General features: G+C 37.0%; 13 protein-coding genes and 1 pseudogene. 2 read left to right on the top strand and 12 right to left on the bottom strand.

Features of this window, described 5'->3' with window-relative positions:
• Positions 1-88 precede the first annotated feature (88 nt).
• The 6 genes and pseudogenes from BDR01S_RS18510 to BDR01S_RS18490 form a co-directional block, all read right to left on the bottom strand.
• A complete protein-coding gene (locus BDR01S_RS18510) occupies positions 89-667 on the bottom strand; it encodes a TetR/AcrR family transcriptional regulator (protein ID WP_066250722.1) in 579 nt (192 codons plus the stop codon).
• Between the two features lie 732 nt (positions 668-1,399).
• Positions 1,400-2,364: pseudogene (locus tag BDR01S_RS18505) on the bottom strand (carbohydrate kinase family protein).
• 72 nt (positions 2,365-2,436) lie between these two features.
• Positions 2,437-2,520 (bottom strand): GH32 C-terminal domain-containing protein, encoded by an 84-nt coding sequence (locus BDR01S_RS26310; RefSeq protein WP_235846611.1) that lies wholly within the window; start codon positions 2,518-2,520, stop codon positions 2,437-2,439.
• 211 nt (positions 2,521-2,731) lie between these two features.
• On the bottom strand, positions 2,732-4,621 hold the full coding sequence (locus BDR01S_RS18500; RefSeq protein WP_066250719.1) for a PTS sucrose transporter subunit IIABC: 1,890 nt from the start codon (positions 4,619-4,621) through the stop codon (positions 2,732-2,734).
• Positions 4,622-4,632: 11 nt separating this feature from the next.
• Entirely contained in the window at positions 4,633-6,066 is a 1,434-nt protein-coding gene (locus BDR01S_RS18495; RefSeq protein ID WP_066250715.1) for a glycoside hydrolase family 32 protein, read from the bottom strand.
• A gap of 188 nt (positions 6,067-6,254) precedes the next feature.
• Positions 6,255-8,447, bottom strand: coding sequence for an alpha-galactosidase (locus tag BDR01S_RS18490; RefSeq protein ID WP_066250712.1), 2,193 nt, complete (start codon positions 8,445-8,447; stop codon positions 6,255-6,257).
• A gap of 207 nt (positions 8,448-8,654) precedes the next feature.
• On the opposite strand from BDR01S_RS18490, the gene BDR01S_RS18485 reads away from it, so the two are divergent.
• A complete protein-coding gene (locus tag BDR01S_RS18485) occupies positions 8,655-9,470 on the top strand; it encodes an AraC family transcriptional regulator (RefSeq protein ID WP_066250709.1) in 816 nt (271 codons plus the stop codon).
• Positions 9,471-9,803: 333 nt separating this feature from the next.
• On the opposite strand, the gene BDR01S_RS18480 is transcribed toward BDR01S_RS18485, so the two are convergent.
• The 5 genes from BDR01S_RS18480 to BDR01S_RS18455 form a co-directional block, all read right to left on the bottom strand.
• Positions 9,804-10,307: a hypothetical protein gene (locus BDR01S_RS18480; RefSeq protein ID WP_066250706.1), complete on the bottom strand. Its 504-nt coding sequence runs from the start codon at positions 10,305-10,307 to the stop codon at positions 9,804-9,806.
• Between the two features lie 123 nt (positions 10,308-10,430).
• A complete protein-coding gene (locus tag BDR01S_RS18475) occupies positions 10,431-10,730 on the bottom strand; it encodes a hypothetical protein (protein ID WP_066259662.1) in 300 nt (99 codons plus the stop codon).
• A gap of 1,085 nt (positions 10,731-11,815) precedes the next feature.
• Positions 11,816-12,319, bottom strand: coding sequence for a DMT family transporter (locus BDR01S_RS18465; protein WP_066250701.1), 504 nt, complete (start codon positions 12,317-12,319; stop codon positions 11,816-11,818).
• 36 nt (positions 12,320-12,355) lie between these two features.
• Positions 12,356-13,051 (bottom strand): Crp/Fnr family transcriptional regulator, encoded by a 696-nt coding sequence (locus BDR01S_RS18460; protein WP_066250699.1) that lies wholly within the window; start codon positions 13,049-13,051, stop codon positions 12,356-12,358.
• Positions 13,052-13,091: 40 nt separating this feature from the next.
• Entirely contained in the window at positions 13,092-13,517 is a 426-nt protein-coding gene (locus BDR01S_RS18455) for a DMT family transporter (protein WP_066250697.1), read from the bottom strand.
• A gap of 173 nt (positions 13,518-13,690) precedes the next feature.
• Between BDR01S_RS18455 and BDR01S_RS18450 the strand changes: the two genes are divergently transcribed.
• Positions 13,691-14,896: a CynX/NimT family MFS transporter gene (locus tag BDR01S_RS18450; protein WP_066250695.1), complete on the top strand. Its 1,206-nt coding sequence runs from the start codon at positions 13,691-13,693 to the stop codon at positions 14,894-14,896.
• A gap of 38 nt (positions 14,897-14,934) precedes the next feature.
• On the opposite strand, the gene BDR01S_RS18445 is transcribed toward BDR01S_RS18450, so the two are convergent.
• A complete protein-coding gene (locus BDR01S_RS18445; protein WP_066250692.1) occupies positions 14,935-16,236 on the bottom strand; it encodes an MFS transporter in 1,302 nt (433 codons plus the stop codon).
• Between the last annotated feature and the right edge of the window lie 90 nt (positions 16,237-16,326).

Genomic DNA, 16,326 nt, shown 5'->3' with positions numbered 1-16,326 from the left:
TGCATAAGCAATGATATCTTCTTAGGAGTAAGCTTTACTACAGCCCAGACTTACTCATATAGGAACTATAATTCTAAGAATAAAATAATTATTTATCTAAAAGTTTTATGGATAAATTGGCTATACGGTGTAGTTTTTCTTTGGGAATGGAGGTTCTTGTCATTACCCTTAACCCAACACATACAGTATGCAGATGTTCCGCCAGTTCGCCGGCATCGTAATCTGAGGTAAATTCTCCATCCTTCTGACCCCACAGAATAATATCCTTGAGTAGCTGCTCTGATAGTGTAAATGATTCAGTGGACTTTGAATCCACATCGGCATCGCGCATTGCCAATTCCACCGCCGAATTCACCATTAAACAGCCAGAAGGCGAGTTCTCTTCACCATATATCATGAAACTAAAAATAAACTGAAGAGCCTCCGCTGCAGTCTTGGAGCGTTTAACTTCTCCCGTAAGCTCAGCACTGACTTTATCACGAAAACGATCCATAGCTTTCAAAAACAGCGTATGTTTGTCGCCAAATGTGTCATACAAACTTCTGCGATGGATTCCCATATGCTCGACCAGATCGGTCAAGGATGTCTTCTCATAACCTTGTGCCCAAAAGAGCTTCATCGCCTTATCTAATACTACGTTCTCTTCGAATTCTTTACTTCTTGCCATTCTATTTTCCTCCTCCCATCGTCAATATAACATATTGAGAACGAACGGTAAAGAAAGTAACCTCATAATACTTATTCCAAATATTATCAAATGTAGTGAAACTACCTATAGCTCAAATAAGGAAACTCCACAATCTCTTCTACATTTTATCTGTCAGCATAACCTAAATCCCTTAATTATATGATCCCAAGAATCTTACCAAAGACTGATTTTTAAGGAGAACATACTTTTGTGAAATAAAAAAACTGTTTTTTTTCTGTGTAATTTAAGAAATTTGATTTTTGTGATTTAGAATGGAGGGCATTTTTTTATTGGTATCAAAATCAAAACCCGACTTGTCGTTTGAATTTACATAAACAGCACCACAAATTGGCACACAGGATATAAGTAAGAAAGTAGTCATATTTCTATCACCTTAACATTTTTAGGAGTATTATTCCCATTCCTTATTCAACTAACCTGCTCCGTAAGCACAATAAGAAAAGCTGCCACAATTGACAGCTTTAATCTTTCACTAAAGCACCCATTAATTTAAGTGTAATATTTCACAATCTTTCCCAAGTGTAAAATAGCTACTAAGTAACACTTATATTTCTATATATCCAACTGAGGTTGTAACAGAATTTTTCTGACTTTCCATTCCTTCTTGTTAATTGTATATAAATCCAGAAAACTTTCTTTCCAGCCGGTAATCAAAAATATGCAAAATTACCACCTACTAAAAGTTTGATTTTAACCCAATAACAAAAATATATCTTCTTTTGATGGAACGGAAGAGATAGCCCCTTTTCCAGTAGTCGTAAGCGCCCCGCTTGCATTTGCGAATGCAAGAATATCTTTATGGTGTTCTTTAACAACATCCACTAAATTGTGCTGATTTGTATTCTTATTTAACAGTTGGTACAAAAATCCGCCAATAAACGCATCTCCTGCACCCGTAGTGTCCTCTACTTTAACATGATATCCCATAGATGTATATTTTTTATTCTGTATATAGAGTTCTGCACCTTGTGAGCCTTTTGTAAAAACAACTACCTTTACATCCCCTGTAAACAAGGATTCGATTGCTTTCTTTTCATCTGCTATACCAGTAATAAAATCCAGTTCCTCATCTGAGATTTTTACTACATGTGATATTGGTATAAAATCTAAAATAGTACCTCTGCATTCCTGCGGACTATTCCAAAGAGGTAAACGCACATTGGATCAAAGCTAATAATTCCACCACGAGCCTTAGCTGATTGAATCGCTTTAACATGTGCTTGTTTCATCGGGCTGTCTACTAAATCCACAGAACAAAAATGTAATATGTCACCTTCGTCGAACCAATTTTCTTCTATTTCTGTATCCGATAGCAATAAATCTGCAGAAGGATTACGGTAAAACGAAAAATCACGCTCACCATTTTCACGTAAAGACACAAAAGCTAGACCTGTATTCGCCTCATTTGTTCTTAAAATCTTATCGGTATTAACACCTGCCTGTGCCAGTTGTTCTAAAAGAAAATCTCCAAAACTATCTCTTCCTAATTTGGTAATCAATGCAGCATTTCCTCCAAATTTTGCAACAGTCGCAGCTACATTTGCTGGAGCACCGCCTGGAACCCGCTCAAAAGATATAACATCTTTTAAGGCTTTTCCTTTTTGTAGTGGAATAAAATCTATTAAAACTTCACCAATTGAAAATAAACTTCCCATTATAACACCTCGTTTCTTGAATATTCCCCTGTTAATAATCCCACTTTACTACTTTAAACGTAGCACTCCCATTCATTGCAAAGAGAAAATTCCCCTACTGTTTTGACGGTGAAAAATCCTTGAGGTAATCACTTCTTCCCCATCGTTTACAAAAATTTTAACGGATGAAGAATCAACAAATAAATGAGTCCTCCGATGGTACCGGTACCATCGGAGGCTATAATAATTTTCTTTAATTTACTAAGATAACGTATAATATTATTCTTTTAAAATTGCTCTACTTATAATTGATTATAATGAATTGATTCTAAATTAAAATTATTAATGTAGCAGGTAATACTATTTGTATGAAAGTTGAACACGATCTCTATTTTGCCTTAGCAACACCGATGCAGGCTCCATCGGTCGCTTCACCTGTGTGAAAATCCAAGCTATCAAGTTTGTCGTTGGTATTCGTTATCACAACCATAGTCGTTGTTGCTAAACCAGCGTCGGTAACCTTCTTCCAGTCAACCATCGCAATCGGGTCACCTCCGTTGACAAAGTCACCAACTTTGACCTTGTTAGAAAATGGTGCGCCTTTCAGCGAAACGGTATCTATGCCCAAGTGCACGAGAACTTCCAAGCCATCAGTGCGGTTCAAACCAACTGCATGTCCTTGCACCATTGAAACAGTGCCGGCAACAGGAGCAACAATCTGCCCGTCACTAGGTGTGACTGCAAAGCCATCGCCCATCAATTTTTTGGAAAAAACGGGATCATTGACTTCGCTTAAATCCATGACCTTTCCTGTAACTGGTGCATAAAGCATCTCGTCTTTAACATTTACGACCTGTGGCATAATTGATGAATTTGATATTTTGTTTACTTGTTTTTGATTCCCAGTCTCGACTGGTTTGTAACCAATTGTGTAAGTTAAAACAAATGACACAGAGAAAGCGACAACGTTTACAAGAATATAAAGGGGCAATTGATTATTCAAGTATAATAAGGTTCCTGGAATACCTGTTAATGCCATTCCAGTAGCTTTTAATTGTAAGATAGACGCTAAGAATCCTCCCACTCCCCCACCTATCATTGACATAACAAAAGGTTTCACCAACCTAAGGTTCACCCCAAAGACTGCTGGTTCTGTAATACCTAAAGTAGCAGAAAGACTTGCTGGATAAGCTATTTGTTTCATTTTTGGAGAAAAAGTTTTGATCCCTACTGCTAGGACTGCACCCGCTTGAGCCATATTACCACAAGTTCCAATTGGATTTAGCATATTCCAACCTGTTTGTGAAAGCATGTTAATTTCCAAGAAATTCAATATATGATGAATACCAAAAATACCTAATAATTGTCCAAAACTTCCATAAATCAAGCCACCGATTCCAAACGGTAACTCCAATAAAAATTGAACAGCATATAAGACAAGCAGTTCAACTTCGTGGAAAATAGGTCCAATAACAAATAATGCTAGAGTAATACCAAAAAGAAGTGTTAGAAATGGCGTCAAAATAAGGTCAAGGGAGTCAGGTATTTTTGTTTTCAAGAATTTTTCAATTTTTGCTCCTACAATTCCTGTTATAAATGCCGGCAAAACAGATCCTTGATAACCTACCACCTTAATAAATCCAAAAAACACTAATGGGTCTGCAGCCTGTTGACCTACTTCATAAGCATTTGGTAAAACAGGGTTTACAAGCATTAAACCTAGTACGATCCCTAAAACTGGATTACCTCCAAAGATCCTAAACGTTGACCAACAAACTAACGCTGGTAAAAAGGCAAAAGCTGTATCTGTTAGGATCTGAGTGAACAATAAGAGTTCTTTGGGAATACTGTCAGGTGTTAAACCTAACAATGCCAAAACAGATTCTTGTGTAAGCAAACCTCTTAAGCCCATAAATAAACCAGTCGCAACCAGAACCGGAATAATTGGAACGAAAACATCTCCAAAAATTCTAACGCTACGTTGAAAGCGATTTCCTTCTTTTTTGATAGGAGTCTGACTCTGAATATTATCACCCAATAATATCATGACCTCGTCATATACTTTGTTTACCAATCCAGTTCCCAAGATAATCTGAAACTGACCAGAATTGAAAAAACTCCCTTTTACTTTATCCAGATTTTCAATTTCATCACTATTTATCTTGTCTTTGTCAACTATAATAATTCGCAATCTTGTTGCACAGTGAGCAACTGAATGAATATTTTCTTTCCCACCAATCAATTCAATAATCTTTTTTGCTAAATCTTGATTCCCCATATTCTCATCTCCTAAAATGCGAAATAAAGTAATTCTCCTTCTTGCTGTAATCCGGCATATTTCACACTTAAATTCTCTTCCTCAGTAAAGTATCTTAATGAAAAAACGCATTCTCCATCATTCACAAATATTTCGATAGAGGAGTTATCACTAAAAATACTCATTTGTGACAGGCTTTGAACCTGTTTTACTTTCGTTTCCTTTTTATTGGCTACCCAATTCACCCGCGTGACAGACAATACGTTTTTCTTACCATAATAATGAATCTCTACTGAGCAATCTCTCAAAAACAAATGAAAATCACTAGAACAATCTTTTCTACTCAACTCTAGTTCAAATCGCCCACTTTCTAATTCAAAACGACCTTGAGAAGATGTGAATTTCTGTTTACGTTTTCTCAGTTGTTTAACTTCTTCAATAGGTAGTTGTTGAATTTTTCCATTTTTCAATGTTACAACACGTGGTAAAGTCAAACAATGCAAATAACCATATTGTTTAGTAGGGCATAAATACTCCTCTATCTCAGACATTCGAGACATCCATCCCACCAAAATTCGTCTCCCTTTATGATCTGAAAAAGATTGAGGTGCATAGAAATCAAATCCATAGTCCAGTAATTCTAAAGAACCTTTTGGTAGAAATTTTTTTGTTTTTTCATCAAATTTTCCAGATATAAACGCTGCATAACTGGAAACACCTGTTAAATCATCATCTATTTCTGGTCTCACTTGAGGACAACAAAGCAATATATCTGTTTCACCATTTATTGAAAATAAATCTGGGCACTCACACATATTGTCTAACTGTTGATCGTACAAAATATTCTCATATTTCCAATGCAACAAGTCACAAGAAGAGTAGAGTGCAATCGCGCCTTTCCTCTCTTTCGTTTGAGCACCTACAACCATCCACCAATTATTTTCACCTCTCCACACTTTTGGATCTCGATGGTGTTCCGTAAACTCTGCGGGCGTTTCAATTACACTTTCTTCTTTAATAAAAGTCCGACCATTTTTAGATGTACTAATGCACTGATAGCTTTTTCTTTCCCCATTTTTTTTTACGTTTCCAGTATAGAATAAATACATCTCTCCATTATGTTCTATACTGCTACCTGAATAAACACCATTTCGATCCAATTTTCTATCCGGAAGAATAGCAGAACCCTGATTGGTCCAATCAATCATATTAGTTGAAGTAAACAACCCCCACTCTTTGTAATGATGATTCATATCAAAACGATTCCATTGGTGGAAAAAATAATACTTACCTTTGAACCAAATTAAACCATTTGGATCATTCATCAAACCCCTATCTGGCTCTATATGATAGGTCATTTTATAAGGATTCCTCAAAAAACATCCCACTCTCAGACAAAAATGTTCTATTTTAAATTCTTTAATTACTTTTTTACAAAACAGTTTAACACCATAAAAAAATCTCATAATAGGGAAATAACAAAAATGTGGAACTTATTAATAGCTTAATTTACAAAAGCAAATTAACATATAAGACTACTACAATCTGTTCCTAAATTTTAACAATATGGGAGATTTTTAAAATATATAATTATGGATCAGAGTAACCATGTATGGTAGAAAATACGGCATAAATATTATTTACTTGTACTGCTTTAGATACTATGCTTTTTAAATCTCCAGAACATACTTAAAAAGTCTTGCTTGATACTTGGCAGTGTAATACCAACATTCATCAACTCATCTCCTCCAAACAACTCTCCTGTCTCAACATTTTGATAAACATAATCTGGATGTACCCCTTTAAGTTTTATAGTTCGAAGAGGAGCTGCTGGTTGAGATAATACTTTGAAATAACTAGCTGCTACTTCTGATCGATCTTCAGAAACAAAGTTCCATGCAGCTTCATTCCCATCAAAGGGATTAAATATTCTATAAAATCTACCAAATTGAATAAGTGGTCGAATCTCTTTATACAAAGCAATTTGTTGTTTAACTACTTCTTTTTCTTCCTCTGTTAACTTTGTTAAGTCTAGCTCATAACCGAAATTCCCAGCCATGGCGACATATCCTCTTGTCTCAAGTGAAGTAATTCTTCCAACTTGATGATTTGGGACAGATGAAACGTGCGCCCCCATTGTAATCGGTGGATAAACAAGGCTTGTACCATATTGAATTTTCAAACGACACATCGCATCTGTGTTATCGCTTGTCCATGTTTGCGGCATATAATAAAGCATCCCTGCGTCAAAGCGACCTCCACCACTCGAACAACTCTCAAACAATATATTAGGAAATTTTGTTGTAATTTCTTCCATTATTTTGTATAGTCCTAACATATAGCGGTGAGCCGTTTCACGCTGTCGTTCGGGTTGTAACGCTATTGACCCTATATCCGTCATATGACGATTCATATCCCATTTTACATAGGTTATCGGAGCACTCGATAAAATATCTGACAACGCTTTAATTACGTAATCACAGACTTCCTGCCTCGATAAATCCAAAATGAGTTGATTTCGCCCTAACGTATGTGGGCGACCTGGTACATGTAAACACCAATCTGGATGATTTCTATATAATTCACTATCAATAGAAACCATTTCAGGTTCAAACCATAAACCAAACTCCATACCAAGATTACGAACGCGGTTTGCAAGATCTACTAAACCATTCGGAAGTTTACGTTGATTGACTACCCAATCCCCTAACGAGCTTTTGCTGTCATCACGTTTTCCAAACCATCCATCATCTAATACAAATAGTTCTATTCCTACTTGTTTTGCTTCATTGGCAATTTGTTCAATTTTTTCTTTATTAAAATCAAAATAAGTGGCTTCCCAATTATTAATTAGTATTGGACGTACCTTGTCCCGAAATAATCCACGACATAGTCTTTTACTATACAATTCGTGATAAATTCTGGACATATCGCCTAATCCTTTTTCTGTGTAAACCATTACAATTTCAGGCGTTTGAAAGGTTTCCCCCGGCTCTAATAACCATGAGAAATCGAAAGGATTAATCCCTATAGATACTCTTGTATTGCGATATGGATCCACTTGAACTTGTGCTGTAAAATTCCCGCTATACACAAGGTTAAACGCATACACTTCACCTTGATCTTCATCAGTCCCTTTTCTTACTAATGCCAAAAACGGCGCTTGTTGAGGACTGCTAGCTCCCCGGCAACTATCAACCATTTGAATCCCTGGTACAATTTTACGTCTCTCAATATTTTTCTCATTACTATGAGCACCATACAATGTGATTAATTCATATTCATCATCACGAAAATCAACATTTGCACTTAGCGCTCGAAGCATTTTTAAATTTTGTGATCCTTGATTATCAAACTGAACAGATCTAGTGATAACATCTCGATCTTCATACAAACTATATGTTAACGTAACAGTCAGTCCCAGCAATTTATCTTCCATGATGATTTCTAGTGTTTCCGTCTCATTTTCATCCTCTACATAAGTGGATGGTAACCCTTTCAATTTTGGCTTACCTTTATTCACTCGGTATTCCTTATAACGAAGGTCGGTCACGGTAGAGCCATTCTCTAATTGTATTTGATAAGATGGAGTTCTAAAGTCACCATTTCCATATGCCGGATACTCCTGAGGTAGCGTATCTAGCGAAAATGTTCGATCTGACGCATCTGGATTAGGAGAAAAAACTCGATCCATAAAGATAATTTTGTTGTTTCCGCGATATTTGTGAACACTCTTCCCCCAATATAAGTGAGCTAAATAGCCATCTCGTATAACCTGCATAACATAACTCGTGTTTTTTCCTTGCAAATGAAATAAAAGTTGTTCATCATCGATGTAAATAGTCATAACGACCTCCCCCACATAAGTAAGCATCAATTATTTCAACGAAAACAATGTGTAACTCCACCTTATACTGTTTATTGAAATATGTTGTTTCACTTAATGCTTATGGGTTCATTTTAATAGTTTTAATTAGATATTTATATGGTATTATGTAGACTGAATATGGAACGATGTGATAACTTGCAAACATTTTCAATTAGAGGTGACACAATGATTTTAAACTTTTCCAATCCTTCTCATAACAATTTAGATCTAAATTTGTACACATGCGGTAGAGAAGCTTGTATAAGTAAATATTCTTATGGTCCAGCGATACGAAGCGGATACATAATTCACTATATTTTAAAAGGAAAAGGGATTTTTAAAGTACATGATAAAATCTATCATCTAGGAAAAAATGAAGCGTTCTTAATTGAGCCAAACATTTTAATTTATTATGAAGCAGATGTTGAGGATCCATGGGAATATAAATGGATTGGTTTCAGTGGAGTAAAAGCAAAGGAATATTTAAACAGATCAAGTTTATCTATGGATCAACCGATTTTTACGTTCGATCATGACAATAAACTAAACCAATGTATGGATAGTATCATAATGGCATCAACGCTATCGTCTAATAAGGACTTGCTATTAACTTCAAAGCTTTATGAATTTATATATATATTGTGTGAACTCTTTCCGAATCGTGGAGTCACCATTGAGGTAAAAAAGCAAAAGTATATCGAAGAAGCGATACTCTTTATTGAACAAAATTACACGCATTACATTACAGTAAATGATATCGCTAAATATATTTCAATTGACCGTTCATATCTTCATCGTTTATTTAAGCAATATCTCAATAAATCGCCGCAAGAGTTTTTATTAAGTTTAAGAATAGAGAAAGCATGTTTTCTGCTAACGGATTCTACGCTTAAAATTGGGGATATTTCCCGTTCAGTGGGATATAATGATGTACTCCTATTTTCAAAAACATTCAAGAAAATTAAAAAGTGTACTCCTTCAGAGTATCGAAAGAACCAATGATTGTGTCCAGTCACCTCACTTAACTCCTGAATATAAGTGTTTATTATGTTTATTGAATTTGAATAATTTTAGTAGGTGTTAAACAACCTGAATCCCCTGCCTAATGGTGGGGGGGATTTTTGTGAAGAATAAGAATTATGTTAGGAAAATGCATTAACCTATTGTCTTTAACTAAAAATATTAATTTAGATTGTGAATTATTACACTTAAACTAAACTGCTTCGTTAGCACAATAAGAAAATGGGATCGCAGCAGCCATCCCATCTTTAACATAAGCACCCGTTTGTTTAAGTAGATTTATTCACAAACTCAAAAAGGAGAAACTGCAATGCTCTATTTTAATACTGTCTCGGATGGGGTAAATGCTTCCCATTGATTATATTTCGTTGTTATTGATGAAATAAACCAATACTCTCTAAATGGTTCTAGATTCTTTTCCACGGTTATAATCTTCTGCCCACCACCAAAATCTCCATATGATGCCCATAAATCGTATTTAACGGTATACCGCATTTTGGATTCGCTAAGCTTTTCTACTTTGGTAAAACGAAAGTTACTAACCGAAGGGCTTGACTGACCTGTCACCCAACGTGTTTGCTCAAATTTTCTCCTTGAATCTTTTTGTAGCCAAGGGGACAACATTGCATATTGAACAGCACCACTTCGATTATTCACGCCTAATATCCACAATTCAACGGCTTGTTTCGGTTCGCCTACGTGCAAACCATTCATAAAAGACATTAACTGGCTTTCTAAAGGATTGAGTTGTTTTGTAGCTGCTATTGAGGGATTGTTATTAAAAAGCATTAGTAAAAATAAAAGTATTATAAATCGCAATAAATTCACCTCTAAAGTTTATTTTCTTAGAGATATTATTCTACCTGTAATTATTATTGATTCGTTATCAAACGATTTGTATTGACAATACCCTCAGTTATCCTTTTCCACAAACCCGCCTAATTAGTTAAACAATCCTTGCTCTTTCCATTGGTCGAAATACTTTTGATAACCCATTTCCTCAGCAGTCATAGTGTATTTCGTATCTCCCAATATAAAAGTATGGGAACCCGACAATGCTTCATAGGTCGGATTTCCTTCTACATCCCCGAAAAGCTTTTCGAATGTATTCACATCCACTGATGTTGTTGTTCCATTCTCATAGGTTTCAAGAAGAATGTAATCAACATCCTCCTGAGCAAGAGCTGTTTGCCCCTTAAAAATCAAACCTGCTTCATTTAATGAAAAATATAATTGTTTCATACTCAACCTCTGCTCTCCCTGAGATAATTATTGCCTTATTGGGCTAACCTGCCCCTTTACTTCAATAAGAAGAGGCTATTCTCCTTCTTGAAGAATAGCACCCTTTAGTTTAATATTTTCTATTCATTCAATCTCAAAAGTTCAGCGATAATATCCGAGCTACCTGGTGTAAATAAAAAAATTGATAAACCAATTAACAGAAAACCAATAACACTTAAAAATATAACCCTTATTTTTGAGAATGAATTATGTTTAAACGCCTGTAATCCTGCTCCTAAAATAAGAAAAAGCCCTATAAAAAGAATTATAAAATAATAAAATCCCACTACAGCACCTCATTTTTTTATTTGTAAAACTAATCTACTCTGTTAGCTCAATAGCTCTATATAACTACTAACATAATATTCCGAAAATACACTTCCCAAAAAACCTATTATTCATTATAAAACCAAGGTAGAAGTGGTGGAGTACCTGCTTCGGGCAATAAGAAGCCAAAAATAAAAACTGCCACTAACGGTATTACTAAACACAATACTAACGTAAGAATAATACATCCAATTGTAACTTTATCAATTAAATTATTAATGTCGAAGCCCTCCCATCATTATTTACCAAAGGTAATTTATATTACTTATAATAATGCAATATTTTCCAATAGCAGTATGACTATACCATAATATGCATAGTTTATCTATGTATATTATGGTAAATATTTTTCTTCCACTAAACTGCCCCTTTAGTTGAACAAGGCTGCCATAATACTGGCACAACAAACGACACTTAAATTGACATTAGTTTTGACCTTATTTTTTAATTGTACAACCCTTTTTGTCCTCATAAAAAATAATGTCAATTGCTATGTCAAATTCATTAAAAGCTCGCAGAAACCCTGATAAATAAAGAGAATGACGTATGCCAATTCATACGTCATTTCTTGTGTCATTTATTAAGAAAGCACCCGAAAACGGAACCCTTTAATCTTACCGTAAGGCTGTAAAAATCGAGGGTTGGGTAAATTAAAAGGGGTATCTTATCGTAAAAAAAGAACCGTTCCAATTTCCTGAAACGATTCCCTAAAAAACTAACTACTTTTGAACTTCGGAAACTTTATTCCCTTTCACAAACGGCAAGGTAAACACCTTCTGTTTCTCAAAGCTACCGCCAAATTTAAAGACGATAATTCCGCCCACGATAACCAGCACACCCAGCAGCTGATTGAAAGTAAACGGGACTTTCGCCAACCCAAGCCAGCCTAACGTGTCCCCCAATAGAGCAATCAGGAGCTGAGAGGTCAGCGCAATCACGATGGCATACGTTGGTCCCAACCTTTTGATCCCTTGGACGAGACAAACCACCACACCGACTCCGATCAATCCGCTAAACCAGTACCACAGCTTCATATTTTCTAAGTGAAATAACTGTTTACCCTCAAAGAGGAGACCGAACGTCAGCGATGCGAGAAAGCCCAGCCCTAATACTAAGGTAGTTGTTGCCCATGAACCCGCACGTTCATTGACCTTACTGTTAAAAATATTTTGCAAAGCTACCAGCGCACCGGCAATAATTGCAAACAATAATCCTAGAATCATCCAATTTCTCTCCCCTGTGTTGATATTTATCAAGATTCATTCGTAAATATTATCTCCTGCGAGATCCCTTAATCCCTTCCGATCCTTCACCAAAATGGAACCTCGCTTCCGCTCAATTAGACCATCTTCGCAAAATTGGGTGATGACCCGATTTAAATGGCGGTAACTCGTTCCGATTAAATTGGCTGCATCTTTGATACTGATCCGCAGCTGGTCTTTATCCTGTGAATCTGATTCATCAAAGGATACAGACAATAAATAACTAGCCAAACGTACCTCGACAGGATACATAATATTAAAACTCATTGAATTGCTTTTTAGATGAAACTTCTTGGTGATAATATCCAATAAAAATTGCAGCAGTGGGGCATGGTCGCTTCCAAATTTCTTCAACCAGCGATGGTGAATCCCAATCATGCAAACCGACGATACTGCCTCCACCGTGTTAATAATTTCAATGCCACGGACATACTCAATATCTCCGATCACTTCCAACGGTTGTTTAAAAGAAAGAATCAGTGTTTTTCCCTCAGGCGAACTGGTATAGATTTTGACCTTTCCTTTAACAAGGACATACAAGTACTGTGAAGTCTCCCCTTGGGAACAGATGAGTTCGCCCTGGTCAAAGCTGACCAGCGACAAATGCGGAATCAATGGTTCATGAAATATCGAATCTAATTTGTATGTCTGTAGATAAGCGAGCAATTGCTCCTGATCGTTTAGTTCCTTCACTCGGATTCACCCCCGTATTTACGTGCAATATGCTTGGCGGTTATGACCTTAGGATGACCACACCAGCAATCATCATCCCGATGCCAATCAATTGTGGCAGCTTCACCTTTTGCTTCTTCAGGCCGAACCAGCCGTTACTGTCGATGATAAAAGTAATGATTAGCTGAGCAATTAGGATGGCCGATATACTAAGGGTCACGCCGATCCTCTGAATAGAGGCGACATTGCTAAAAATAACAATCGCCGCAAAAGCGCCCCCAATCAAATATAAAGGTTTCACTTGTTTGAAGTCCTTCCAATTACTATCTCGAACGAACATTAAAATGATAAATGCCATGATAAAACCAGTGAACTGGGTAATGGTCGCTGCTTGCCAGGTGCCAATGTCTCCGCTAATCCGTGTATTGGCAATCCCTTGCAGGGTAATAAAGGCCCCGCCTATAAATGCAAAGATAATTCCCTTCATTATTTTCTCCCCTAATAATAGATTTCTCTCTATATTAAAGGATATTTCCAAGTAGTCTGGATAGGACATATGTCCTCAAACTGTAAAAATTTTGGAGGAAGACTCATTCTTCTCTCGTACTGTCCACTATGATATACTGGAGAAAGTTTGTTTAAAGAGTGGGAGGTTTATTTTTGGAGTTACTAAAATCAAAATCATATACACATACAAAATCGACTGATACATTTTGGCTCGTTGCTGGCATTATTCTCGTAGCTTTTAATTTACGCCCAGCTATCACTTCCTTAGGACCGTTAGTTGGAATGATTCAGAAGGATGTTGGACTTGCCCACTGGAGTGCAGGTTTATTAATGAGTTTGCCCTTATTGGTTTTTTCCATCATGTCACCCATTGTTCCAAAAATCGCCAATCGCTTAACCAATGAGCTGACTTTGCTGACAGGTTTATTCTTACTATTAATCGGAATAGGTCTAAGATTCATTCCAATGACATTTTTCCTTTTTACTGGGACACTTTTTGTTGGAGTGGGCATAGCCGTCGGAAATGTTCTTCTGCCAGCCGTTGCGAAGGAAAAATTCCCACAGAAATTCGGTCTTATGACAAGTGTTTATTCCACTTCAATGGGATTGTTCGCCTCATTTGCGTCAGGGGTAAGTGTTCCATTAGCAGTCGGCATGAACCTTGGTTGGCAAGGAGCTTTAATCGTCTGGGGAATTCCAGTCGTCCTAGCTATCTTGGTGTGGGCCTTTATTTTTAAAAACAATCATGGAAGTCCATCCGAAATAAAAAGGATGGGTTCAAGCACTACTCAAATGTGGCGTTCCCCACTTGCATGGCAAATTGCCATTTTTATGGGGCTTCAGTCTTTTTTATTTTATGTAACGATTTCCTGGCTACCAGAAATCCTTCATAGTCATGGAATGAGTATGGAGACCGCCGGGTGGATGCTTTCCATTTCTCAATTAGTTGGATTGCCATTCAGTTTCTTCATACCTGTCATTGCCGGACGTCTTCAATCACAAAAATGGATAGCCATGATATTAAGCATGTGCTCCATTATTGGTTTTGGCGGATTACTGTTTGGTTCATCCTATCCGATTTTAATCCTTAGCATTGTTTTTATTGGAATTGCCTTGGGAGGAATCTTTCCATTATCTCTAACCTATATCGGACTTCGCACGAAGAATGCACGTCAGGCGGCCGAGTTATCTGGAATGGCACAATCCTCTGGCTATATCCTTGCAGCCGTGGGCCCCTTCTTCATTGGCTTTTTATTTGATAAGACTCATGTATGGACCGTTCCACTTATCGCACTCATCCTTATTTCTGTAGTCGTTATGGTATTTGGGATGTTATCAGGCCGCAATCGATATATTTAAAAAGCGAACAGTGTCACTGTTCGCTTTTTACTTTATTTCTAGATAACATTTGATGAATTTATATCCAAGGAGGCGGAATCTTCAGTTTTCTTTGGACGAACGGCCAGCCAAACTAATCCACCGAAAGCAAGAAGAATCAACCCGCATAACTGGAACGCGTATTGGAACCCAACGGCTGGATTGGCTGAGTGTTCAATGAAATAACCTGTTACATAGGGTCCGACAATCCCCCCCAACGAAGTAAGCGCCATAAACCATCCTTGAATTTTACCTTGATGTTTAGGTGAAACTAAATCTACTAGAATTGCAGGACCCATAACCAAGGTAATACATCCAAACGTCAAACCAAGTGATAATAAAACAATAGCAAGAATATTAGAGCTCACCATGGCTCCAACAAAATAACTGACTGCTCCGGCTAACATGACTGGTCCAAGGACAAAAATGCGTCCCTTTACCATACTTTTCGTCTTATGATAAAGTCGGTCAGAAATGGTTGAAAAGATTATTTGAGAAAGGGTAATCATAATCCAAGGCAAGGCTACGACAATTTTTAAAGTTCCTTCGCTTAGATGGCGGACATTTTCTAAATAATTGGGAAGCCAATTCAGCCCAATCGTAAAGGACCAATACGTAGCAAAACCACATAGGGCAACTAAGATGAAATTTTTTGAAAACAAGACAGAGGTGAATTTTGTTTCGGTCTGAATAGGGGATAACTGTGCACTCCCTTTTGTTTCAACAAGTTCAGTATCTGTAACTGCCTTCTCTTTTGCAATCCATAACCACACGATAATCCAAAGAAAGCCTACCACCCCAGTTGAAATAAACGCCGAACGCCAGCCATAATTTATGATGAGGTGCATTAAGGCAGGGGCTGAAATGGCGACACCAAGCGGTCCGCCAACTGAGACCAATGTTAACCCAATCCCCAACTTTTCTTTAGGAAGATACTTGGAAGCTGCTGTCATCGCTAATGCGTAAGACGGGCCTTCCCCAGCCCCTAAAATGATTCGGGTTACCAATAAATAAGTAAAACTGCTGACAAAGATTGTTGAGAATTGAACGATGGACCAAAGTGCGACCATACCGGCAATGACTTTTTTCGCTCCAATTTTATCCGCAAGACTGCCGCCTAAAACTGCTGAAAGCGAATATAGTAAGAAGAAAACACTCCCAACAACTCCCCATTGCTCGGGCGATAATCCTAATTCCTTGATGATTGATACTGAGGCAAATCCAATAATCGCCTTATCGGCATTACTAATGACCGTTAATAAAAATAACAAGAAGATGATCACCCATGTTTTTTTTGATACTTCATTTTTCTTCTTTTCCATAAAGGACCTCCTTAAAATTTCACCCTTTTCCCTCGTTCGAATCTTACCGGTTCACCCAATTTCAAGACCCTTCCTCCCCAATAATGGAAA

Origin of the sequence: Neobacillus drentensis NBRC 102427 (assembly GCF_001591445.1) — a bacterium.
Classification (GTDB): Bacteria; Bacillota; Bacilli; order Bacillales; family Cytobacillaceae; genus Neobacillus; species Neobacillus drentensis.
Note: the sequence above shows the minus strand (reverse complement) of the source record. Positions and strands in the feature narration are given on the sequence as shown.

Coding starts and splice junctions, on each gene's coding strand:
- BDR01S_RS18510 (WP_066250722.1), bottom strand. CDS start 667: ATGGCAAGAAGTAAAGAATTCGAAGAGAACGTAGTATTAGATAAGGCG.
- BDR01S_RS18500 (WP_066250719.1), bottom strand. CDS start 4,621: ATGGGGAATCAAGATTTAGCAAAAAAGATTATTGAATTGATTGGTGGG.
- BDR01S_RS18495 (WP_066250715.1), bottom strand. CDS start 6,066: ATGAGATTTTTTTATGGTGTTAAACTGTTTTGTAAAAAAGTAATTAAA.
- BDR01S_RS18490 (WP_066250712.1), bottom strand. CDS start 8,447: ATGACTATTTACATCGATGATGAACAACTTTTATTTCATTTGCAAGGA.
- BDR01S_RS18485 (WP_066250709.1), top strand. CDS start 8,655: ATGATTTTAAACTTTTCCAATCCTTCTCATAACAATTTAGATCTAAAT.
- BDR01S_RS18475 (WP_066259662.1), bottom strand. CDS start 10,730: ATGAAACAATTATATTTTTCATTAAATGAAGCAGGTTTGATTTTTAAG.
- BDR01S_RS18465 (WP_066250701.1), bottom strand. CDS start 12,319: ATGATTCTAGGATTATTGTTTGCAATTATTGCCGGTGCGCTGGTAGCT.
- BDR01S_RS18455 (WP_066250697.1), bottom strand. CDS start 13,517: ATGAAGGGAATTATCTTTGCATTTATAGGCGGGGCCTTTATTACCCTG.
- BDR01S_RS18445 (WP_066250692.1), bottom strand. CDS start 16,236: ATGGAAAAGAAGAAAAATGAAGTATCAAAAAAAACATGGGTGATCATC.